Source organism: Furfurilactobacillus curtus, from assembly GCF_045862785.1.
In the GTDB taxonomy this organism is placed as follows: Bacteria; Bacillota; Bacilli; order Lactobacillales; family Lactobacillaceae; genus Furfurilactobacillus; species Furfurilactobacillus curtus.
This window is the reverse complement of sequence record NZ_BQXO01000001.1, coordinates 535595-551858: the sequence shown is the minus strand read 5'-3', so window position 1 is coordinate 551858 and position 16264 is coordinate 535595. Positions and strand designations below refer to the sequence as shown.

Below are 16264 nucleotides of genomic sequence, written 5' to 3'. Positions count from 1 at the left end.
CCATAAGTAACCCGCAAAGGGATGAGGCATTTAAAAACGAAGTGGTCGCGGGCAATTGAAGCTCACCACAATAAGGAGTCTTTTAAATGAACTGGAATTCAACGCGTCGAATGTTCGACTGGTACAGTTTTGCTTTAGGGATCTTGTTCGTCATTGCCGGCTTGATGACCTTTTTTAATCCGGCTTCAAGCTTATTAGCCATCGTTGTCATGTTTGGAATCGTTGCACTCGTGGCGGGTATTTATCAAGTGTGGTTTCATGATGATGTTCGTCGATTACTGGGTCGCGCACCCATCTGGCTGCTGGTTAGTGGCATTATTGATATTGTGATTGGGGCTTTTTTAATCCTTCACTTAGGTATTGGTATGCGCATATTGCCATACTTTTTCGCCGTTTGGTTTATTTTCGACTCGTTAGCTGGACTGATTACGGCCAGTCTCTTACGAACTTTTGACAAGAATTACTTTTGGATTAGCGTGATCCTCGACATAGTTGGGATCATTTTGGGCTTTCTATTGTTATTCAAACCGGTAGTTTCCGCTTTAACATTGGCCACATTAGTTAGTCTATATCTGTTGGTCTATGGGGCCTATCACATTATGCGGGCATTTTAGAAAAATAATTAGTTGAGCGCCTGACTTATTTTAAAGTCAGGTTTTTTTGTACATCGTCGACGTAATTAATGTTTGTCATATATTTGTAAACATAGTTAAATATTTGCTGGTAAATCGATATAATTAGGCATCTTGTGGCATACAAAAACTATTCTGATGCTGACAGTCACCTGCAAAGTGAGTCCTTCTTTGGCATAATAAACAACAGAGTGCTAAACACTCAACTAGATTCTGGAGGGAATTTATGATGTTTAAACAACAAGCAAGGGGTTGGCAGCATTACATATCTCTGGTGCTAGTCGCCATGATTGGTATGTTAATGGTGGTTGGGACGACTAACGCACAGGCAAAGCACCACAAAAAGGCTGACGCAACTTCAGCAAAATCATTTTGGCAGGATAAAAATTATCGAGGTACGTTTAAACGGACGAGTACCCTAGGCAAACATAAAGTTTTGACCAACCGGTTAAGCATTACCTTCTCGAAAGATGGTCGCTATGTACAGCGCGTGACGACACCTTTAGGTATTTCTGGAATTCAAGAGCAAGTGACTGATGGGACCGTGAGCTTGAAGAAAGGGAATCAGTTGGAATTAACGCCACTGACCACCGCCACGATCGTTTATAAAACCAAAGCGGATCAAGCGGCCCACAAACCCGCAAACTATCACCAAAGTGGGAAAGACTTTAATAGCAAGCTCGTTTTTGCTCCTGATGGTCAGCCGCAACGCTATCAAGTTAATCGTAAAGTGAAAACAATCAAAGGGAGTGATGTTAAGCCTATGATTGCGATGAAAGTAGCTCATGATCAGCTTGTGTCTGCCAAAACGGCGATTGATCAATTACAAAAATAGGTGTTGAGACTAGTATTATGCCCCCGATAGCGGTTACAATATCACTGAAGGAGTTGTGATAGGAATGGCAGAACATGATCAGCAACACCCGAAAAAAATTGAGGGCAAGGTTTACGATTACAAACGGATTTTGGTGGGGGTCGATGACTCACCAGATGCGCAGCTTGCATACCAGTACGCAGTTAAACAAGCCAAGGAGGACAAGTCTGAATTGGTAATTGTTAGTATCTTGGAGGAACAAGACGTCAATGTCTTTACAGCACTGAGCAAAGAAATGTTGGATCAGCAACGTTCCGGAATTCAAGAGCGGCTGGAGTCTTATCGCAAGACAGCAAAAAATTCAGGGGTTAAATCCGTTAAAACCATTATTGCGGAGGGCGATCCTGGTGAGACGATTGTTAAACAAGTGATCCCACAAGTTGATCCGGATTTAGTCATTGTCGGTTCTTTATCGCGACAAGGCGTGGCAAAATACTTTGGTAGCCAGGCTGCCTATGTTGCGAAATATTCACCGGTTTCTGTATTGGTGGTTCGCTAGAACTGAATTTAAAAAATTCACATAAAAAAAGCGGAGCAATTTTGCTCCGTTTTTTTAACGCCATTATTTATTTAGGCTTTATCAACAGCGTGACCGCCGAAACCATTACGTAGAGAAGAAACAACCTTACCAGTAAAAGTATCATTCTCTAATGACCGATAACGCATCAATAGGGACATCGCAATAACTGGTGTCGCAACTTGCTGGTTCATTGCTTCTTCTAGCGTCCATTTACCTTCGCCAGAAGAGTGCATCGTTCCTTTAATGTTATCGAGTTTAGCATCGTTAGCAAAGGCTTCTTCTGCAAGTTCCATGAGCCATGAACGAACCACTGAACCACTGTTCCAAAGCCGAGCAACAGCTTCATTGTCATAGTCGAAGTCACTGTGTTCAAGGACTTCAAAGCCTTCACCGATCGCTTCCATCATCCCATATTCGATCCCGTTGTGGACCATCTTCAAGTAATGACCAGAACCGGCCTTACCGGTGTAAAGATAGCCGTTCTTTTGCGCGATTCCTTCATATAGTGGCCGTAAAGTTTCGAAGGCAGCAGCGTCGTTACCACCAATCATAAAGTTTCCATCATGGCGGGCGCCTGACTGGCCACCTGAAGTACCACAATCAAAGAAATTGATTCCTTTAGCTTCAGCCTTTTGCGCATCAGCAACGGAGTCTTTCCAGAAGGAGTTCCCACCATCAATGATAAAGTCACCGGCATCTAACAAATCGAGTAAGCCATCAATCGTTGTTTCCGTTGGTTTGCCAGCAGGTACCATGACCCAAACAATCTTTGGTGACGGTAATTTAGCAACCATGTCTGCCAAGGAGTCAGCGCCTTGCGCGCCAGCCGAAACAGCTTGATCAACAAATTCCTTGTTTAAATCAAAACCAACCACTTCGTTATCGTGGTCCATCATGTTTTCCGCAAGGTTTAAGCCCATTTTTCCTAAACCGATTAACCCTAATTTCATAAATGAAATCCCTCTTCCTTATCTGAATGAACGTTACGAGCTTAAGTATATGAAAAAAGTTTGCAAAAATCAATAATAATTCTGAAAATCAATTTCAAAAACATTTTTTCACAAGTTTCTTGGTTGGATCAGTTAAAGCCGCCTTATTACAGCATATTGGCAGATCCAAATGTTTTGATTGCTATGACCAATTAATTGATTGTGAATAAAAGTTTGAGAGTTCTTTAAGGTGATTAGACTTTGCTGTAATCATCTTGTCATTTGATTGTCACATGCGTAGACTAACGATATATACATGGGGGAGAACAGAAAGTTTGGAGGCGGTTCGATGCAGAGTGCCGGCGAGCGATCGCTTGAATATTACATGGGACTGAGCTACCAGATTGTCATTAACTCCGTGGAAGAGGGTTCTGGTAGACATTATTTTGCGCTTAGTGTGCCCGATCTGACTGGACTTGGTGTTGCGGCTGACACCATTTCTGAGGGAATTCGGGAATTAAATGAAGCAAAGCGCATGTGGTTTGCAACCAACTTAAAGTTGGAACGGCCGATCCCAGAACCTAGTCCTGATCCACAATAAGGGATCTATTCTAAAATTGGTTTCACTCCTAAGGCGACCGTGGCTGGCCGCTTTTTTTGTTGTATAAATTTGTTTTCCACTAATACTTATAACCCTCAGTTTATTTTACTTCGATTATTTAAACCCGTTGTTTGCCATTTTTTTGCAGTTATGGCGTTTGTTACTTTAGCAATTAATCGTGAATAAATTTGCTTTCTTGAACCTGCCGGCATGATCTTAAACGAGATTAGATAAATTTGGAGGCTGGATGATGTTAATTAGACAGGCATTCATCAATAATGCGAAGTCTGCTCAGGATTTACGGGTTGAAGATGGTGTGTTTACGGAAATTGCAACACATTTGTCAGCAAAAGATCATGAGACGGTGATTGATGCCACTGGCAAATTACTTTTACCACCGTTAGTCGATCCCCACGTTCATTTAGATGCCACGCAAACCGCGGGTGATCCAGAATGGAACCAGACAGGAACCTTGTTTGATGGTATTCGGATTTGGTCTGAGCGTAAAAAGACGTTATCCATTGAGGATGTTAAGCAACGCGCCAAGGTCACACTGCGCAAGCAGATCGGGAATGGTATTCAGGTTGTGCGTTCACATGTGGATGTAACAGACCCCAATTTAACCGCACTTAAAGCCTTGCTAGAAGTCAAAGCTGAATTGGCTGATGAAATTGAACTCCAGTTGGTGGCTTTTCCGCAAGAAGGAATTTTGTCATTTCCTCAAGGTAAAGCGTTGATGGAAGAAGCTGTCAAATTAGGCGCAGATGTCATTGGCGGCATTCCTCACTTTGAATTTACGCGCGAATATGGGATTGAGTCGCTACATTTCATCGGTGATTTAGCGCAGAAATACGATCGCCTCATTGATGTCCATTGTGATGAAATTGATGATCCCGCATCCCGTCATTTGGAAACCCTTGCCACAATTGCCTATGAGACTGGTCTAGGTGATCGAGTAACGGCCAGTCACACGACGGCACTTGGTTCTTACAATAATGCTTATGCATATAAATTGTTTCGACTCCTCAAAATGGCCGATATTAATATGATCGCAAATCCATTGGTTAACACAAATTTGGGTGGTCGTTTCGACACTTATCCCAAACGTCGCGGGATGACGCGAGTCAAAGAACTGGATGCTGATGGGATCAATGTTGCTTTTGGTGAAGACGATGTTCGTGATCCTTGGTATCCAATGGGTAACGGGAATATGCTGGATCCGGTTTCAATGGGGCTGCATGTTGGTCATCTGATGGGGTATGACGAGATTAACAACAGTTATCAATTTGTCACCACACATGCGGCCAAAGCTCTCCATATCTTGGACCACTATGGGATTGAGATCGGTAAGCCCGCCAACTTCATCATTTATAATCAGGCTGATTTTTATAACACACTAAATGAACATGCAGAAGTTTTATATAGTGTTCGACAAGGGCGAATTATCGCGCAGACGACGCCTAAAGTGACAAAGTTGAATTTTTAAAGTAACGAATTAGCCGCAGTTGACGCGGTGGTCAAAATTTCACAAGCACTTTGATACCTTTGTGAAATTATTTTTTTAAAAAATGAAACAGGCTTGTCAATATGTCAACACCAGGCATCAGCAATGATTAAATTGCTGATGCTTTTTTCACTAATTTTAATTCAACAAGTGAAAGTGTGCTAAAATAAGCGCATTACACGGTTAAGAGAGGCTAAGACATGACAGAAGAGAAAGCACAACGATTTGGCGCGGATGCAGTGGTCGAAAGTTTGATTAATCATAACGTCAAGTACGTCTTTGGCGTACCTGGAGCCAAAATTGATCGATTATTTGAACGTTTAGCGCATCCTAATAACGCGAAGGCGCCCAAATTGATCGTGACCCGCCATGAACAAAATGCTGCCTTTATTGCGGCTGGCATTGGTCGTTTAACAGGCGAACCTGGTGTTGCAATCACGACGTCCGGCCCCGGGGCTAGCAATTTGGCAACAGGGCTTGTAACCGCAACAGCTGAAGGAGATCCCGTCGTTGCCATTGGCGGTCAGGTGCCACGACGCGATTTGCTACGCTTGACGCATCAAAGTATGGCTAATGCGGCTTTATTCAAACCAATTACGAAGTTTTCAGCTGAAATTCAAGACCCTGAGAACATTTCAGAAGTTATCGGTAATGCGTTTGAGGCTGCCACGGCTGGCAAACAAGGTGCCAGCTTCGTTTCTTTACCCCAGGATGTTGATGATGCACCAGTTATGACTCCAGCACTTGAACCTATGCAAGCACCCGTGTTGGGACCTGCTAGTCCTGCTGATGTGAACTTATTAGCGCAAGAAATTCGTGCTGCCAAGTTACCAGTAATTTTGGCCGGGATGCGGGCATCTTCCGCACAGGTTACGAACGCGATTCGTAAATTGGTAAAAGCTGCTAATTTACCAGTTGTTGAAACATTTCAGGCAGCTGGTGTCATTTCGCGTGAGTTAGAGGAAAAACATTATTTTGGACGTGTGGGTTTATTCCGCAACCAACCTGGTGACCGGTTGCTAAAACAAGCAGATTTAGTTATTGCGGTTGGGTATGATGCCGTTGAGTATGAACCACGAAATTGGAATGCAGAGAAGCAAGCACGGATCGTCACTATCGATGCCACGGCTGCGCAATTAGATCAAAATTATCAACCTGAAACTCAACTGGTCGGTGATATTGCCCAAAGTTTGGCAATTTTGCAGGCGAACATCAAGGGCTACCAACCTAACGAGGCTGGTCAAAAAGTCTTAGCTCAGTTACACGATGAGTTGACGCAACGTGATCGAGATTACGTGCAGGCGCCAGATGCAACTAAAGTCGAGCCGCTGGCACTGGTGGCTGCGCTTCAGGACCATGTCAGTGATGAAATGACAGTCTCCGTGGATGTTGGCAGTCACTATATTTGGATGGCACGCCACTTTCGTAGTTATCAACCACGTCATCTACTCTTTAGTAATGGCATGCAAACACTTGGCGTGGCCTTGCCATGGGCCATTGCGGCGGCATTGACGCGACCTGACGCACAGGCAGTTTCAGTTTCTGGAGACGGCGGCTTCTTGTTCTCTGGTCAGGAATTGGAGACCGCAGTTCGTTTGGGATTGAATATTGTTCATATTATCTGGAACGACGGTCATTACGACATGGTTAAATTCCAAGAAGAGATGAAATATAAAGTGGATGCGGGAGTTGACTTTGGCTCGGTTGACTATGTCAAATATGCGGAAGCTTTTGGGGCAACCGGTCTACGAGTAACCAAGCCAGCTGATTTACAAGCCGTGCTTGATCAGGCATTTGCGACTAAAGGACCAGTGATCGTCGATGTTCCAGTGGATTATTCACACAATCGGGCATTAGGCGAAAGTCTGTTACCAGATCAATTCTAAGGTTTCTTTAAATTCACACGAGGGGGAAATGAAATGAAAGAGACGACGACCTTGTTTCAACATGGGACGTTAGCACTACTCATTCCGGGATTGTTTGCCGGTACGTTGTCAGCTGGCGACTTAGTCAAGCACGGTGATACTGGAATCGGTACTTTGGATGCGCTAAACGGCGAGGTGATTGTCATCGATGGGCAAGTGTATCAGGCCGCTGAAGATGGTCACGTTTATTCGGTGCCGGATACGGCAATGATGCCATTTGCTTCCGTTCACTTTAGTGATATCAACCAACCTAAGATATCGCTTGAGGGGTTAAATCAAGACCAATTTTCGAATTGGTTAATCGAGGATCGGCATTTGAAAAATGCTTTTGCAGCGATTACGCTTCATGGTCAATTTTCCATGGTTCACGTGCGAGTTGCGCCAAAACAAACCGTGCCATTTCCACCGTTAACGGCGGCAACCGCGCACCAGCCAGAATTCACGCGTGAACAGGTGAGTGGCACAGTGGTTGGTTATTTTGCTCCAGACTTGTATGCGGGTGCCACAGTTGCCGGGTGTCACTTGCACTTTATTAGCGATGATCGTCAATTTGCCGGCCATTTACTTGATTTCCAGTTAATTGGTGGCGAAGGTGGCGTGCAACTTTTGCCAAACCTATTGCTCCATTTGCCGACTGACAATGCGACGTTTATGAACGCCGATATTGAACTTAACGGTTTAAATGACGCCATTAACCAGGCTGAACATTAATTAGCGTTTATAAAATTAGTCATCAAAATGCCCATCCTTTACGCACAAGGATGGGCATTTTGTCGTGGCATAATTCTAATCTAATTTTCCGGCGATAATTTGATCAATGACATTTAAAACGCCATCATCATTGTTTGAGTCAGTTCGGCGCGGTGCTTGTGCTAACACATCCGCGTGTGCATTGGCCATTGCGTAACCGTGTTCGGTCATGAGCAACATATCCAAATCGTTTTCATTATCACCAAAAGTGACAATTTCATTATTAGTAATGCCATAACGTTCTTGTAAATGTACCAAACCGGTTGCTTTAGTGATCCCGGCCACCCCGATATCCTCAGTATTGAAGCCGGAGTTCATGGCTGCTAAGCTATCATCGAGGTGGGCAACCAAAGCAGAAATTTGTTGACTTGGATCGATCTCTTGATCAAAGCTGACAGCGACTTTGACGAGTTGATCATCGAGCGAGCGCGGATCTAACTCATAAAGATGGTCAATACGTTGCAGGTCGTTATAATAACGTTTGATAAGTTCAAAGATTGGTTGAGGAACACTAGCATCCACGTAGGCACGGTTAACACCTGACAGGGTCGTCAACGCCGTTTGCGTACCAAATAATTGCTTGATCACACTCAATGTATCCGTAATTTGGTGATCAGGGATTTTGCTTGCAAACAACAATTCATCGCGAGCGTGAACAATGGCGCCGTTGTCAGAGATAAAGTCCATCTCATCTTTAAATGGCGTAAATCGTTCAACTAACCGTTGATACTGGGACCCACTGGCAGCAGCGAAATGAATACCTCGCTGACGTAAAGCCACAAACTGCGTGGCAAACCGATCGCGATCATAGTCGTTGTCATCGTTTAAAAATGTACCGTCCATGTCTACGGCAATGAGTTTTATCGGCATGAGGAACTCCTTTAATGGTGAATTTAATAATAAATTGATGATTAAACAAGGAAATCAGTCACGATTTTCTGATAAATCAAGCCTAAATGCAAGTAGTCACTTAAGTCAACAGATTCATTGACTTGATGAGCCGCCTCCCAACGTCCGGGGCCTAGCACAATAATGGGGAAGTGGTGATCGGCTTTCGTATATTCAGAGGCATCTGTAGCACCGTGAATGACATTTAGTTTGGCGGGTTGACCTGTGATTGCGGTAACCGCGGTTTTGGCTAATTCAACCAACGAAGACTGTTGATCAGAAATGACGGGGAAGAAACTAAAATCGATGGTTAGGTGCAAGTTGATCAGGGGGTCTTGGTTGAGCTGATCCACGACACTTTGCAATCGTGTGATTACTTTGTGGTTGTCGAAATCTGGAATTGGCCGGATGTTGCCTTCCAAGTGAGCATGGCCCGGAATAGAGTTCACTTGATCGCCACCGCTAATCACCGTCACTGAGTGCACAACTGGGCCGAGCACATCACTCACTGGCACATCATCAAAGGCATGTGCTTCGGCGTTGATGAAGGCATTGAGAGCCGAAATCGCGTTAATGCCTTTTTCTGGCATTGAAGAATGCACGGATTTACCGTCTGCGTCCACAGCATAATCAATTGAGCCGTTATGGGCAAAAATAATTTGATCACTCGTGGGTTCACCAACAATCATGGCATCAACGTGATCCACATAGCCAGCTTCGGTCAGCATCCGTGAACCAGGAGCGCCATATTCTTCGCCAACGGTCGCTAGGAATTGAAGTTGTCCTCGTTTAGGTAGCCCGGCATCGTGAAGCTCGATCAACGTGGTTACCATGGCAGCGAGGCCGCTTTTCATATCAGCAGTACCTCGACCAAACATTTTTCCATCAGTAATTTGGGCCGAAAGCGGATCAGCCTGCCAGCCGTCAGACGCATTGGCGGCCACGGTATCTAAATGGCCTGTTAACATGATGGTTTTGCCAGGTTGAGGACCCTTTAATGAAACAAACAGGTTTACTCGGCCATCCTGATATGGAATCTTCTTGGCATTAAGCCCGTGAGCTGCTAAAACTTCAATGATTTTATCGGCAACTGCTTCTTCATGTCCATTGCGCGAATCAATTTTAACAAGTTCAGCTAATAAATTAATTTGTTCGGCCGCTTCCATCACATTTCCCCCTTGTATATTGACATTAGTCTATTTATAGCACTTATGTTGAGTCTGGGTAACCTTTGGCTAGCAAAAATGAAACAAAACGCTTGGGGCAATCTGAAACATCAATGGTTGGTCTCACTCGGCAATAAAAAGGGTCGGCTATTTAAAAAAGTGACCGATCTTTGTACAAATTCCTAAGAATTGTGCAACCGTTTGATGAAAACTATACCAATTGTTTTTGATCCGCGTGGTTGTGCGACCTAAGAAAGCCCGGTGAATTATGATATATGAGACCAATTTGCTAATTTCATGATTTTTTAATAAAAAGGGGGTTGCTGATTAGCGAGGCATCCATTAGGGTGTTATGCATAGACCAATTTAAATAATTATGTTTAAAAGGCCTATCCAATAAGCTAAAAAGGGTGATACCAATGGATGAATCAAGAATCAATCGCTTAGGTGTAGAATTATATGCCGATGGCGCTAATATCGAAGACATGGTGGACGCTTATAAATCTGGTTTGGTGACTGGATTTACGACGAATCCATCCTTAATGAAAGAAGCCGGCGTAACTGACTACGTAGAATTTGCTCATCAGGCGGTTGCTGCCATTCCAGATTTGCCGATTTCCTTTGAGGTTTTTGCAGACGATCCAGAGGATATGGCCGCCGAAGCTGAAATTATTAGTCATTTTGGCACGCATGTCTTCGTCAAGATTCCAGTCATGAACTCCCGGGGAGAATCCACGATTCCACTGATTCACCGGCTCTCTCATGATGGCATTAAAGTTAATGCGACCGCCATCTTCACAGAAGAGCAGGTTCGTGCAGTCCGTGACGCTTTAGACGAGGAGACGGGCGGTATTGTGTCCGTCTTTGCGGGGCGGATTGCTGACACGGGCGTAGATCCACGACCACTAATGTCTAAATACGCCGATATTGTGCACTTTAAGCCAGGTTTGAAGCTACTCTGGGCCAGCCAGCGGGAAGTATACAACATCATGCAAGCGGCTCAGACACATACCGACATTATCACGTGTACCCCTGGTTCGTTGAAAAAGTTGGCTTTGCTTGGCAAGCCTCTAGCAGAATATTCTTTAGACACGGTTAAACGTTTTAAAGCTGACAGCCAAGCACTGGGTTTTGAAATTCTTGCAAAGTAATCAAAAGATTAAGTTAGTTACACTTTGCGTTGATGTAACCTCACTGAAACGCCGACGTGACGAAATTTGCGAAATAAGCTGAATAAATGTAAAACGACGATCATGCGCTAACTGGGAAAGCGCGTGATCGTCGTTTTGTTTGATAAATTTGTGCTCGTTAATAACAGAACAGCGACTCATTTACTAACGAGGTTCTCAATCCCGCAGTCGAGATAGGCGCTAGCATCGGTTGGATCAATACTCGGCAAAATGATTTGAATACCACCGGCCTTGGTGATCGCTTGAATCACGGGTTGTGGTGCATACGCGGCGTTGCGTTGATTAATGATATTAGTTGCTTCTGTTAAGGTATCAGCGGGAATAGCGATACGTGGTTTCATAAACGAAAATCCTTTCCCAATTCATAATTAATCAATGGTGAATTTGTTCATTTATTTTTAATGTTATACCCGTTGGGGTTGAAAAAGTCGGGTAACGTGAGACGCAGTTTGTTGGCCAAATGGCGACGACGTTTATATAGTGTTGGTCGCGAAATCTGATATTTAGTTGCGAGGACCGTTAAGTTTAAGGGTTCTGTGAGTAAGTCACCCAGAAATTGACGCTCGTCTTGGTCAAGTCGTGTCTGAATGAGCTGGCACAAGTCACTTGTTTCCAACTGGTGAGCTACGTCGATTTGGGGATCCGGCTGGGTTGAATGATCGGGTAGTGATGTTTGGTGCTGGGTTGTTACCGTCTTTTTTCGTAGATAATCCAGTAAACGCCAATAGAGTCGTTGATAAGCATACCGGTGTAAAGCCGCCGGATCGTGGTCATCAATTTGTGAAACATACTCCATAAAGACATCGACATAAATCAGACGACCTTCTGATAACAGATCTTCGTAATCTTGATGCCTGGGACTGATGTGAAGGCGTTTTAAGACGCCGTAAACGACTCGAAAATTATTGGGATCGGCGACAAAATTAAAGGCGGCATCAGATAAAGAATGTGACATGGGCGACTTCCTTTTTCTAACGGAACGATTCCGTTGATGATCCAAAGGCCTTTGGTCACCATCACTGTACTAAATTCCGAATCAAATGCGCGACTGCGGGTTTGATTTATCGGAGTTACATCCATTTGAACGTCAAGATTCCTAATGCAAATGGACTCAAGCCGGGATTTTATCAGCTAATTAATGGTCAAATTACGGATTTCGCGTTAAATCTTAATTGTTTTTCGTACCGAATTTAAGCTGAAACGCGGTATGATGGACTTAATTCTAAAGACAAAGAGGTTTAATCATGAGTGTGGCAACCCCCATTAGTAAGCCAGAACAACAAGTATTCCATGACTATGAAATTCCCGTTCATGAGCCATTAAGCACCTTTAAAAGTTTGGCCGCGGTGACGACGATGGCCGGTGAATTTGAAGGGCACGCTGTTGACTTGACGGACCTGCTGAGTGACTATGTTGCGGCACAACTGGATTTTAATCGACTGGTTGATATTATTAATCAGGAATGGTGGAGCCAGTTGCAAACGTGGCATAAGTTGACAGGGGATCGTCTGTCAGCGAATGTGCAAAAACATGCGGCCGCCTTTGGACCATTTGAACAAGAGCGGCAACGATTAGCGGCCCAAGCTCAGGCTGGATTTCCTAAAGAGATCCTCCAAAAGCCGCGTGAACAATGGCACGCCCAAGATCTTTTTGCCTATGATTACATGATGTTTCAAGTCGATTTAAAATGGGAATTCTTCAATATCATGGAGATTATGGCGCAGTTAAATCCTGATGTGAATATGGAAACAATCGCGACCGAAATTCAGAGTCAGTTAGCCCCCAAACATGGTCCTAAAGAACGACGCGTTGATTTTGGCAGTCATAATTCTCCGGAGGATAAAGCATGAATTACATTGAACCTTTAAGCCAGACAGATAAGAAGTGGCTCCACGAACGCGAATTGCGGGTGGATGCACCGCTGGCTAAGATCAATGGCTTAACCGGCCTGCATCTGAATGGGTTAATTGATGGTCAGACGATTGCCGTAGATGAATTGATGGCGAATGCCTTCATTTGTCAGCTAGCGGTCAGCGATTTAAGTCAAAGCTACCAGCGATTAGAAACAGCTACCGATGCTGAGGCTGCTTTGATTGCCTTTTCAGCGGCTAGCCAACAGATTCATGAACGACTTCATAAGATCATGCAGCATTATGAAGCGGTTCTAAATGATGGGCAATTGTTACATGATCAAGTGCGGGCTAATTTTTACGCCGCGGAACCGGACGGCGTGATGGCCTCAATCACGGACGGAAAGGCCACCAACCAAATGCTCGCATTTCATGCGTTACTTGGAATGAGTGCGGATGCTCAATGGTTGATGGAGATGGCTTTGCAATTCCTGCATCGGTTAAATCCCGCACTTACAACGACACAATTGCAAATGATCAGCACGCAAATTGCGGACTTGGTTGCCGCCGGTTAGCGACAACACAGATTTAATGTAAATAAACACAGTTCGGCGCATTTGCTCATTGGAGCAATGCGCTTTTTTACTGGCTCGCAGCGAGTAGGCGGATAACTTTTTGCTAGCTGTGAAAATATGTTCTAAAAAAACAGTGGACATTATTTCATGCAGGTTGTTATACTGTAACCAAGCGAATGAAAGGGGTTACATAATATGACATTCACACGAGCACAACTAGCAAAATACATGGATCACACAATGTTAAAACCTGAGGCCACTGCTGATATGATCGACCAGACCGTTGCAGAAGCCCGCCAATATCAAACCGCGTCTGTTTGTATCAACCCATACTGGGTTACTCGCGTTCACGAAGGATTAGCCGGCACTGACGTTGCCACCTGCACGGTTATCGGTTTCCCTCTGGGTGCCAATACGACTGCTGTTAAGGTGTTTGAAACAAAAGAAGCCATTGACAATGGCGCTGATGAAATTGACATGGTGATTAACATCGGTGAGTTAAAGGCGCAACACGACGAGGCAGTTTTGGCCGATATTAAAGCAGTTGCAGAAGCGACTCACCAACAAGGCAAATTACTCAAAGTGATCATTGAAAATGCACTGCTCACGGATGAAGAAAAACGTCGGGCATCTAAACTAACGGTGGCCGGTGGGGCGGACTTTGTTAAGACTTCTACTGGTTTTGCCGCTTCTGGCGCCAAAGTTGACGATGTTAAATTAATGCGTGAGGCAGTCGGTCCTGATTTTAAGATTAAGGCGGCTGGTGGGATTCATACCTTAGCAGATGCAGAGGCGATGATTGCCGCTGGCGCTAATCGTTTAGGTGTTTCAGCCTCGGTGGCAATTTTGAACGAAATTACACCATCAGTTTAATGCGATAAATTTAACTGAAAATGTAAGCGTTTACGATACAGGGAGGGGTTTAACATGGCTTATCAACGAGTTTTTGCGATTGTATTAGATTCAGTTGGAATCGGTGAAGCACCGGATGCTGCAGCCTTTGATGATGTGGGCCCTGACACACTTGGACATGTGGGCGAATTCTACCAAGGAAAATTGGCGCTGCCTAATTTAGCTAAACTAGGATTAGGTAACATTCGGGCTGATCGACCGATTGCTGGGGTTGCTCCAGCTGTCAACGCACTGGGTGCATTTGGCAAGATGCAAGAAGTTTCCGCCGGTAAAGATAGCATGGATGGACACTGGGAGATGATGGGATTACCGGTTAAACAACCGCTATCCACTTTTCCTGAAGGGTTCCCAAAAGCTTTGATTGACAAAATCGCGGCTTTTTCTGGCCGTGACGTGATCGTTAACCGGCCGTATTCCGGCACGGATGTTATTCACGATTATGGTGAAGAACAAATGCGAACGGGAGCATTGATTGTCTATACGTCCGGAGATTCCGTCTTACAAATTGCAGCTCACGAAGATGTTATTTCAGTGGCTGAATTATATCGAATTTGTGAATATGCGCGTTCCCTGGTTAACGGACCAGAATGGACGATTGGCCGGATTATCGCCCGACCATATGTTGGCCCAGATAAAGATCATTTTACTCGTACTGCTAATCGGCACGACTTCAGCCTGGAACCAACGGGGCCCACTGATCTGGATCGCTTGAACAAAGCGGGCCTGGATGTGATTGGTATTGGCAAAATCAACGATATTTTTTCTGGACATGGGATCACTCGTGGCTATCATAATGAAAGCAATATGGACGGAATGGATCATGTCGATGAAGTCATGGCGAGTGATTTTCACGGCTTTTGCTTTACGAACTTAGTTGATTTTGACGCAATGTATGGTCATCGTCGTAATCCGAAAGGCTTCGGTCAGGCCCTAATGGACTTTGATCAGCGCTTGGGTCGCGTTTTAGCAAACTTAAAGGACGATGATTTACTATTAATCACGGCCGATCACGGCAATGATCCTGGCTTCAGAGGGACTGATCATACGCGAGAATTCGTGCCACTATTGGCTTATTCACCAGCGATGGCTAAGCCAAATCAGACATTAGGGATTCGATCGACGTTTGCAGATTTAGGCGCCACCATTTTAGACAACTTTAGCGTGGATGGTGCAGCTAACGGGACGAGTTTCTTGGCACAATTAAGCACAAATACACACGAGGTGACAAAATGAGTACACATATTGGTGCCCAAATGGGCGATTACGCTGACACAGTTCTATTACCTGGCGATCCCTTACGAGCAAAATATATTGCGGAGCATTTCCTAACAAATGTCAAACAGGTTAATGAGATCCGTAACGCCTTTGGCTATACTGGGGAATATCAAGGCCATCGGGTGTCCGTGCAGGGTTCAGGAATGGGGATTCCGTCAATGTCCATTTACATCAATGAACTCGTTCAGTTTTATGGGGTCAAAACGATTATTCGCGTCGGTTCTTGTGGCGGCATGGCGCCAGATGTACATTTACGTGATGTGTTATTGGCATCAGGATCGAGTACCGATTCGGCCGTCACTGCAAATACGTTTGGACCAGGCGTCCACTACGCACCATTAGCTGATTTTGGTTTGCTCGATACAGCCTATCATGAAGCGCAAAAGATGGGAATCACACCCAAAGTCGGTGACATTTTCGCCGCCGATCGTTTTTACAACGACGAGTTAGACATGAAGAAATTAGCGGATTATGGTGTGATTGGTACTGAAATGGAATCAGCTGGCTTGTACTTATTAGCAGCCAAATTACATTTCCGTGCATTATCTGTGCTAACTGTCAGCGATCTCATCTTTGGTGATGAAAAAACGACCGCCGCTGAGCGCGAACAGACATTTAATGATATGATTAACATCTCATTGGCAACCGCGATTGCCGAATAAAGATTGTTAAC

17 protein-coding genes and 1 pseudogene are annotated in these 16264 nt (G+C 44.5%); 13 read left to right on the top strand and 5 right to left on the bottom strand.

Annotated features, from left to right (window positions below; genetic code table 11):
- Positions 1–86: 86 nt before the first annotated feature.
- The 3 genes from ACKTR2_RS02835 to ACKTR2_RS02825 all read left to right on the top strand — a co-directional run bounded on the left by ACKTR2_RS02835 (position 87) and on the right by ACKTR2_RS02825 (position 2005).
- Positions 87–614, top strand: a complete 528-nt coding sequence (locus tag ACKTR2_RS02835) for an HdeD family acid-resistance protein (protein ID WP_407882512.1) — start codon at positions 87–89, stop codon at positions 612–614.
- Between the two features lie 244 nt (positions 615–858).
- Positions 859–1467 (top strand): hypothetical protein, encoded by a 609-nt coding sequence (locus ACKTR2_RS02830; RefSeq protein WP_407882511.1) that lies wholly within the window; start codon positions 859–861, stop codon positions 1465–1467.
- A gap of 64 nt (positions 1468–1531) precedes the next feature.
- The gene (locus ACKTR2_RS02825; RefSeq protein ID WP_407882510.1) at positions 1532–2005 is read left to right on the top strand and encodes a universal stress protein; all 474 of its coding nucleotides are present in this window, start codon (positions 1532–1534) and stop codon (positions 2003–2005) included.
- 71 nt (positions 2006–2076) lie between these two features.
- On the opposite strand, the gene gnd is transcribed toward ACKTR2_RS02825, so the two are convergent.
- The gene (gene gnd / locus ACKTR2_RS02820; RefSeq protein ID WP_407882509.1) at positions 2077–2976 is read right to left on the bottom strand and encodes a phosphogluconate dehydrogenase (NAD(+)-dependent, decarboxylating); all 900 of its coding nucleotides are present in this window, start codon (positions 2974–2976) and stop codon (positions 2077–2079) included.
- 328 nt (positions 2977–3304) lie between these two features.
- Here gnd and ACKTR2_RS02815 point away from each other — a divergent pair, with 328 nt between their 5' ends.
- The 4 genes from ACKTR2_RS02815 (at position 3305) to budA (ending at position 7696) form a co-directional block, all read left to right on the top strand.
- On the top strand, positions 3305–3556 hold the full coding sequence (locus ACKTR2_RS02815) for a type II toxin-antitoxin system HicB family antitoxin (protein ID WP_407882508.1): 252 nt from the start codon (positions 3305–3307) through the stop codon (positions 3554–3556).
- A 250-nt stretch (positions 3557–3806) separates the two neighbouring features.
- Positions 3807–5042, top strand: a complete 1236-nt coding sequence (gene codA, locus ACKTR2_RS02810) for a cytosine deaminase (protein WP_407882581.1) — start codon at positions 3807–3809, stop codon at positions 5040–5042.
- A gap of 218 nt (positions 5043–5260) precedes the next feature.
- Positions 5261–6946, top strand: coding sequence for an acetolactate synthase AlsS (alsS, locus tag ACKTR2_RS02805; RefSeq protein WP_407882507.1), 1686 nt, complete (start codon positions 5261–5263; stop codon positions 6944–6946).
- 33 nt (positions 6947–6979) lie between these two features.
- Complete coding sequence (gene budA / locus ACKTR2_RS02800) at positions 6980–7696, top strand: acetolactate decarboxylase (RefSeq protein WP_407882506.1); 717 nt, start codon at positions 6980–6982, stop codon at positions 7694–7696.
- 75 nt (positions 7697–7771) lie between these two features.
- On the opposite strand, the gene ACKTR2_RS02795 is transcribed toward budA, so the two are convergent.
- Together ACKTR2_RS02795 and ACKTR2_RS02790 are read right to left on the bottom strand one after the other, a co-directional pair.
- The gene (locus ACKTR2_RS02795) at positions 7772–8605 is read right to left on the bottom strand and encodes a Cof-type HAD-IIB family hydrolase (RefSeq protein WP_407882505.1); all 834 of its coding nucleotides are present in this window, start codon (positions 8603–8605) and stop codon (positions 7772–7774) included.
- A 41-nt stretch (positions 8606–8646) separates the two neighbouring features.
- The gene (locus tag ACKTR2_RS02790) at positions 8647–9789 is read right to left on the bottom strand and encodes an ArgE/DapE family deacylase (protein ID WP_407882504.1); all 1143 of its coding nucleotides are present in this window, start codon (positions 9787–9789) and stop codon (positions 8647–8649) included.
- 419 nt (positions 9790–10208) lie between these two features.
- On the opposite strand from ACKTR2_RS02790, the gene ACKTR2_RS02785 reads away from it, so the two are divergent.
- A complete protein-coding gene (locus ACKTR2_RS02785) occupies positions 10209–10940 on the top strand; it encodes a transaldolase (protein WP_407882503.1) in 732 nt (243 codons plus the stop codon).
- A gap of 206 nt (positions 10941–11146) precedes the next feature.
- Here the strand turns inward: ACKTR2_RS02785 and ACKTR2_RS02780 are convergent.
- Together ACKTR2_RS02780 and ACKTR2_RS02775 are read right to left on the bottom strand one after the other, a co-directional pair.
- A pseudogene (locus ACKTR2_RS02780) lies at positions 11147–11320 on the bottom strand (gamma-glutamyl-gamma-aminobutyrate hydrolase family protein); the annotation flags it as partial.
- 47 nt (positions 11321–11367) lie between these two features.
- A complete protein-coding gene (locus ACKTR2_RS02775; protein ID WP_407882502.1) occupies positions 11368–11934 on the bottom strand; it encodes a sigma-70 RNA polymerase sigma factor region 4 domain-containing protein in 567 nt (188 codons plus the stop codon).
- A gap of 289 nt (positions 11935–12223) precedes the next feature.
- Here ACKTR2_RS02775 and ACKTR2_RS02770 point away from each other — a divergent pair, with 289 nt between their 5' ends.
- The 5 genes from ACKTR2_RS02770 to deoD all read left to right on the top strand — a co-directional run bounded on the left by ACKTR2_RS02770 (position 12224) and on the right by deoD (position 16253).
- Positions 12224–12829: a hypothetical protein gene (locus tag ACKTR2_RS02770; protein ID WP_407882501.1), complete on the top strand. Its 606-nt coding sequence runs from the start codon at positions 12224–12226 to the stop codon at positions 12827–12829.
- The gene (locus tag ACKTR2_RS02765) at positions 12826–13404 is read left to right on the top strand and encodes a hypothetical protein (protein ID WP_407882500.1); all 579 of its coding nucleotides are present in this window, start codon (positions 12826–12828) and stop codon (positions 13402–13404) included. The genes ACKTR2_RS02770 and ACKTR2_RS02765 overlap by 4 nt, the downstream gene beginning before the upstream one ends.
- Before the next feature lie 195 nt (positions 13405–13599).
- Positions 13600–14277, top strand: a complete 678-nt coding sequence (gene deoC, locus ACKTR2_RS02760) for a deoxyribose-phosphate aldolase (protein ID WP_407882499.1) — start codon at positions 13600–13602, stop codon at positions 14275–14277.
- A gap of 54 nt (positions 14278–14331) precedes the next feature.
- Positions 14332–15549, top strand: a complete 1218-nt coding sequence (locus ACKTR2_RS02755) for a phosphopentomutase (protein ID WP_407882498.1) — start codon at positions 14332–14334, stop codon at positions 15547–15549.
- The gene (gene deoD / locus ACKTR2_RS02750) at positions 15546–16253 is read left to right on the top strand and encodes a purine-nucleoside phosphorylase (RefSeq protein WP_407882497.1); all 708 of its coding nucleotides are present in this window, start codon (positions 15546–15548) and stop codon (positions 16251–16253) included. The genes ACKTR2_RS02755 and deoD overlap by 4 nt, the downstream gene beginning before the upstream one ends.
- Positions 16254–16264 lie beyond the last annotated feature (11 nt).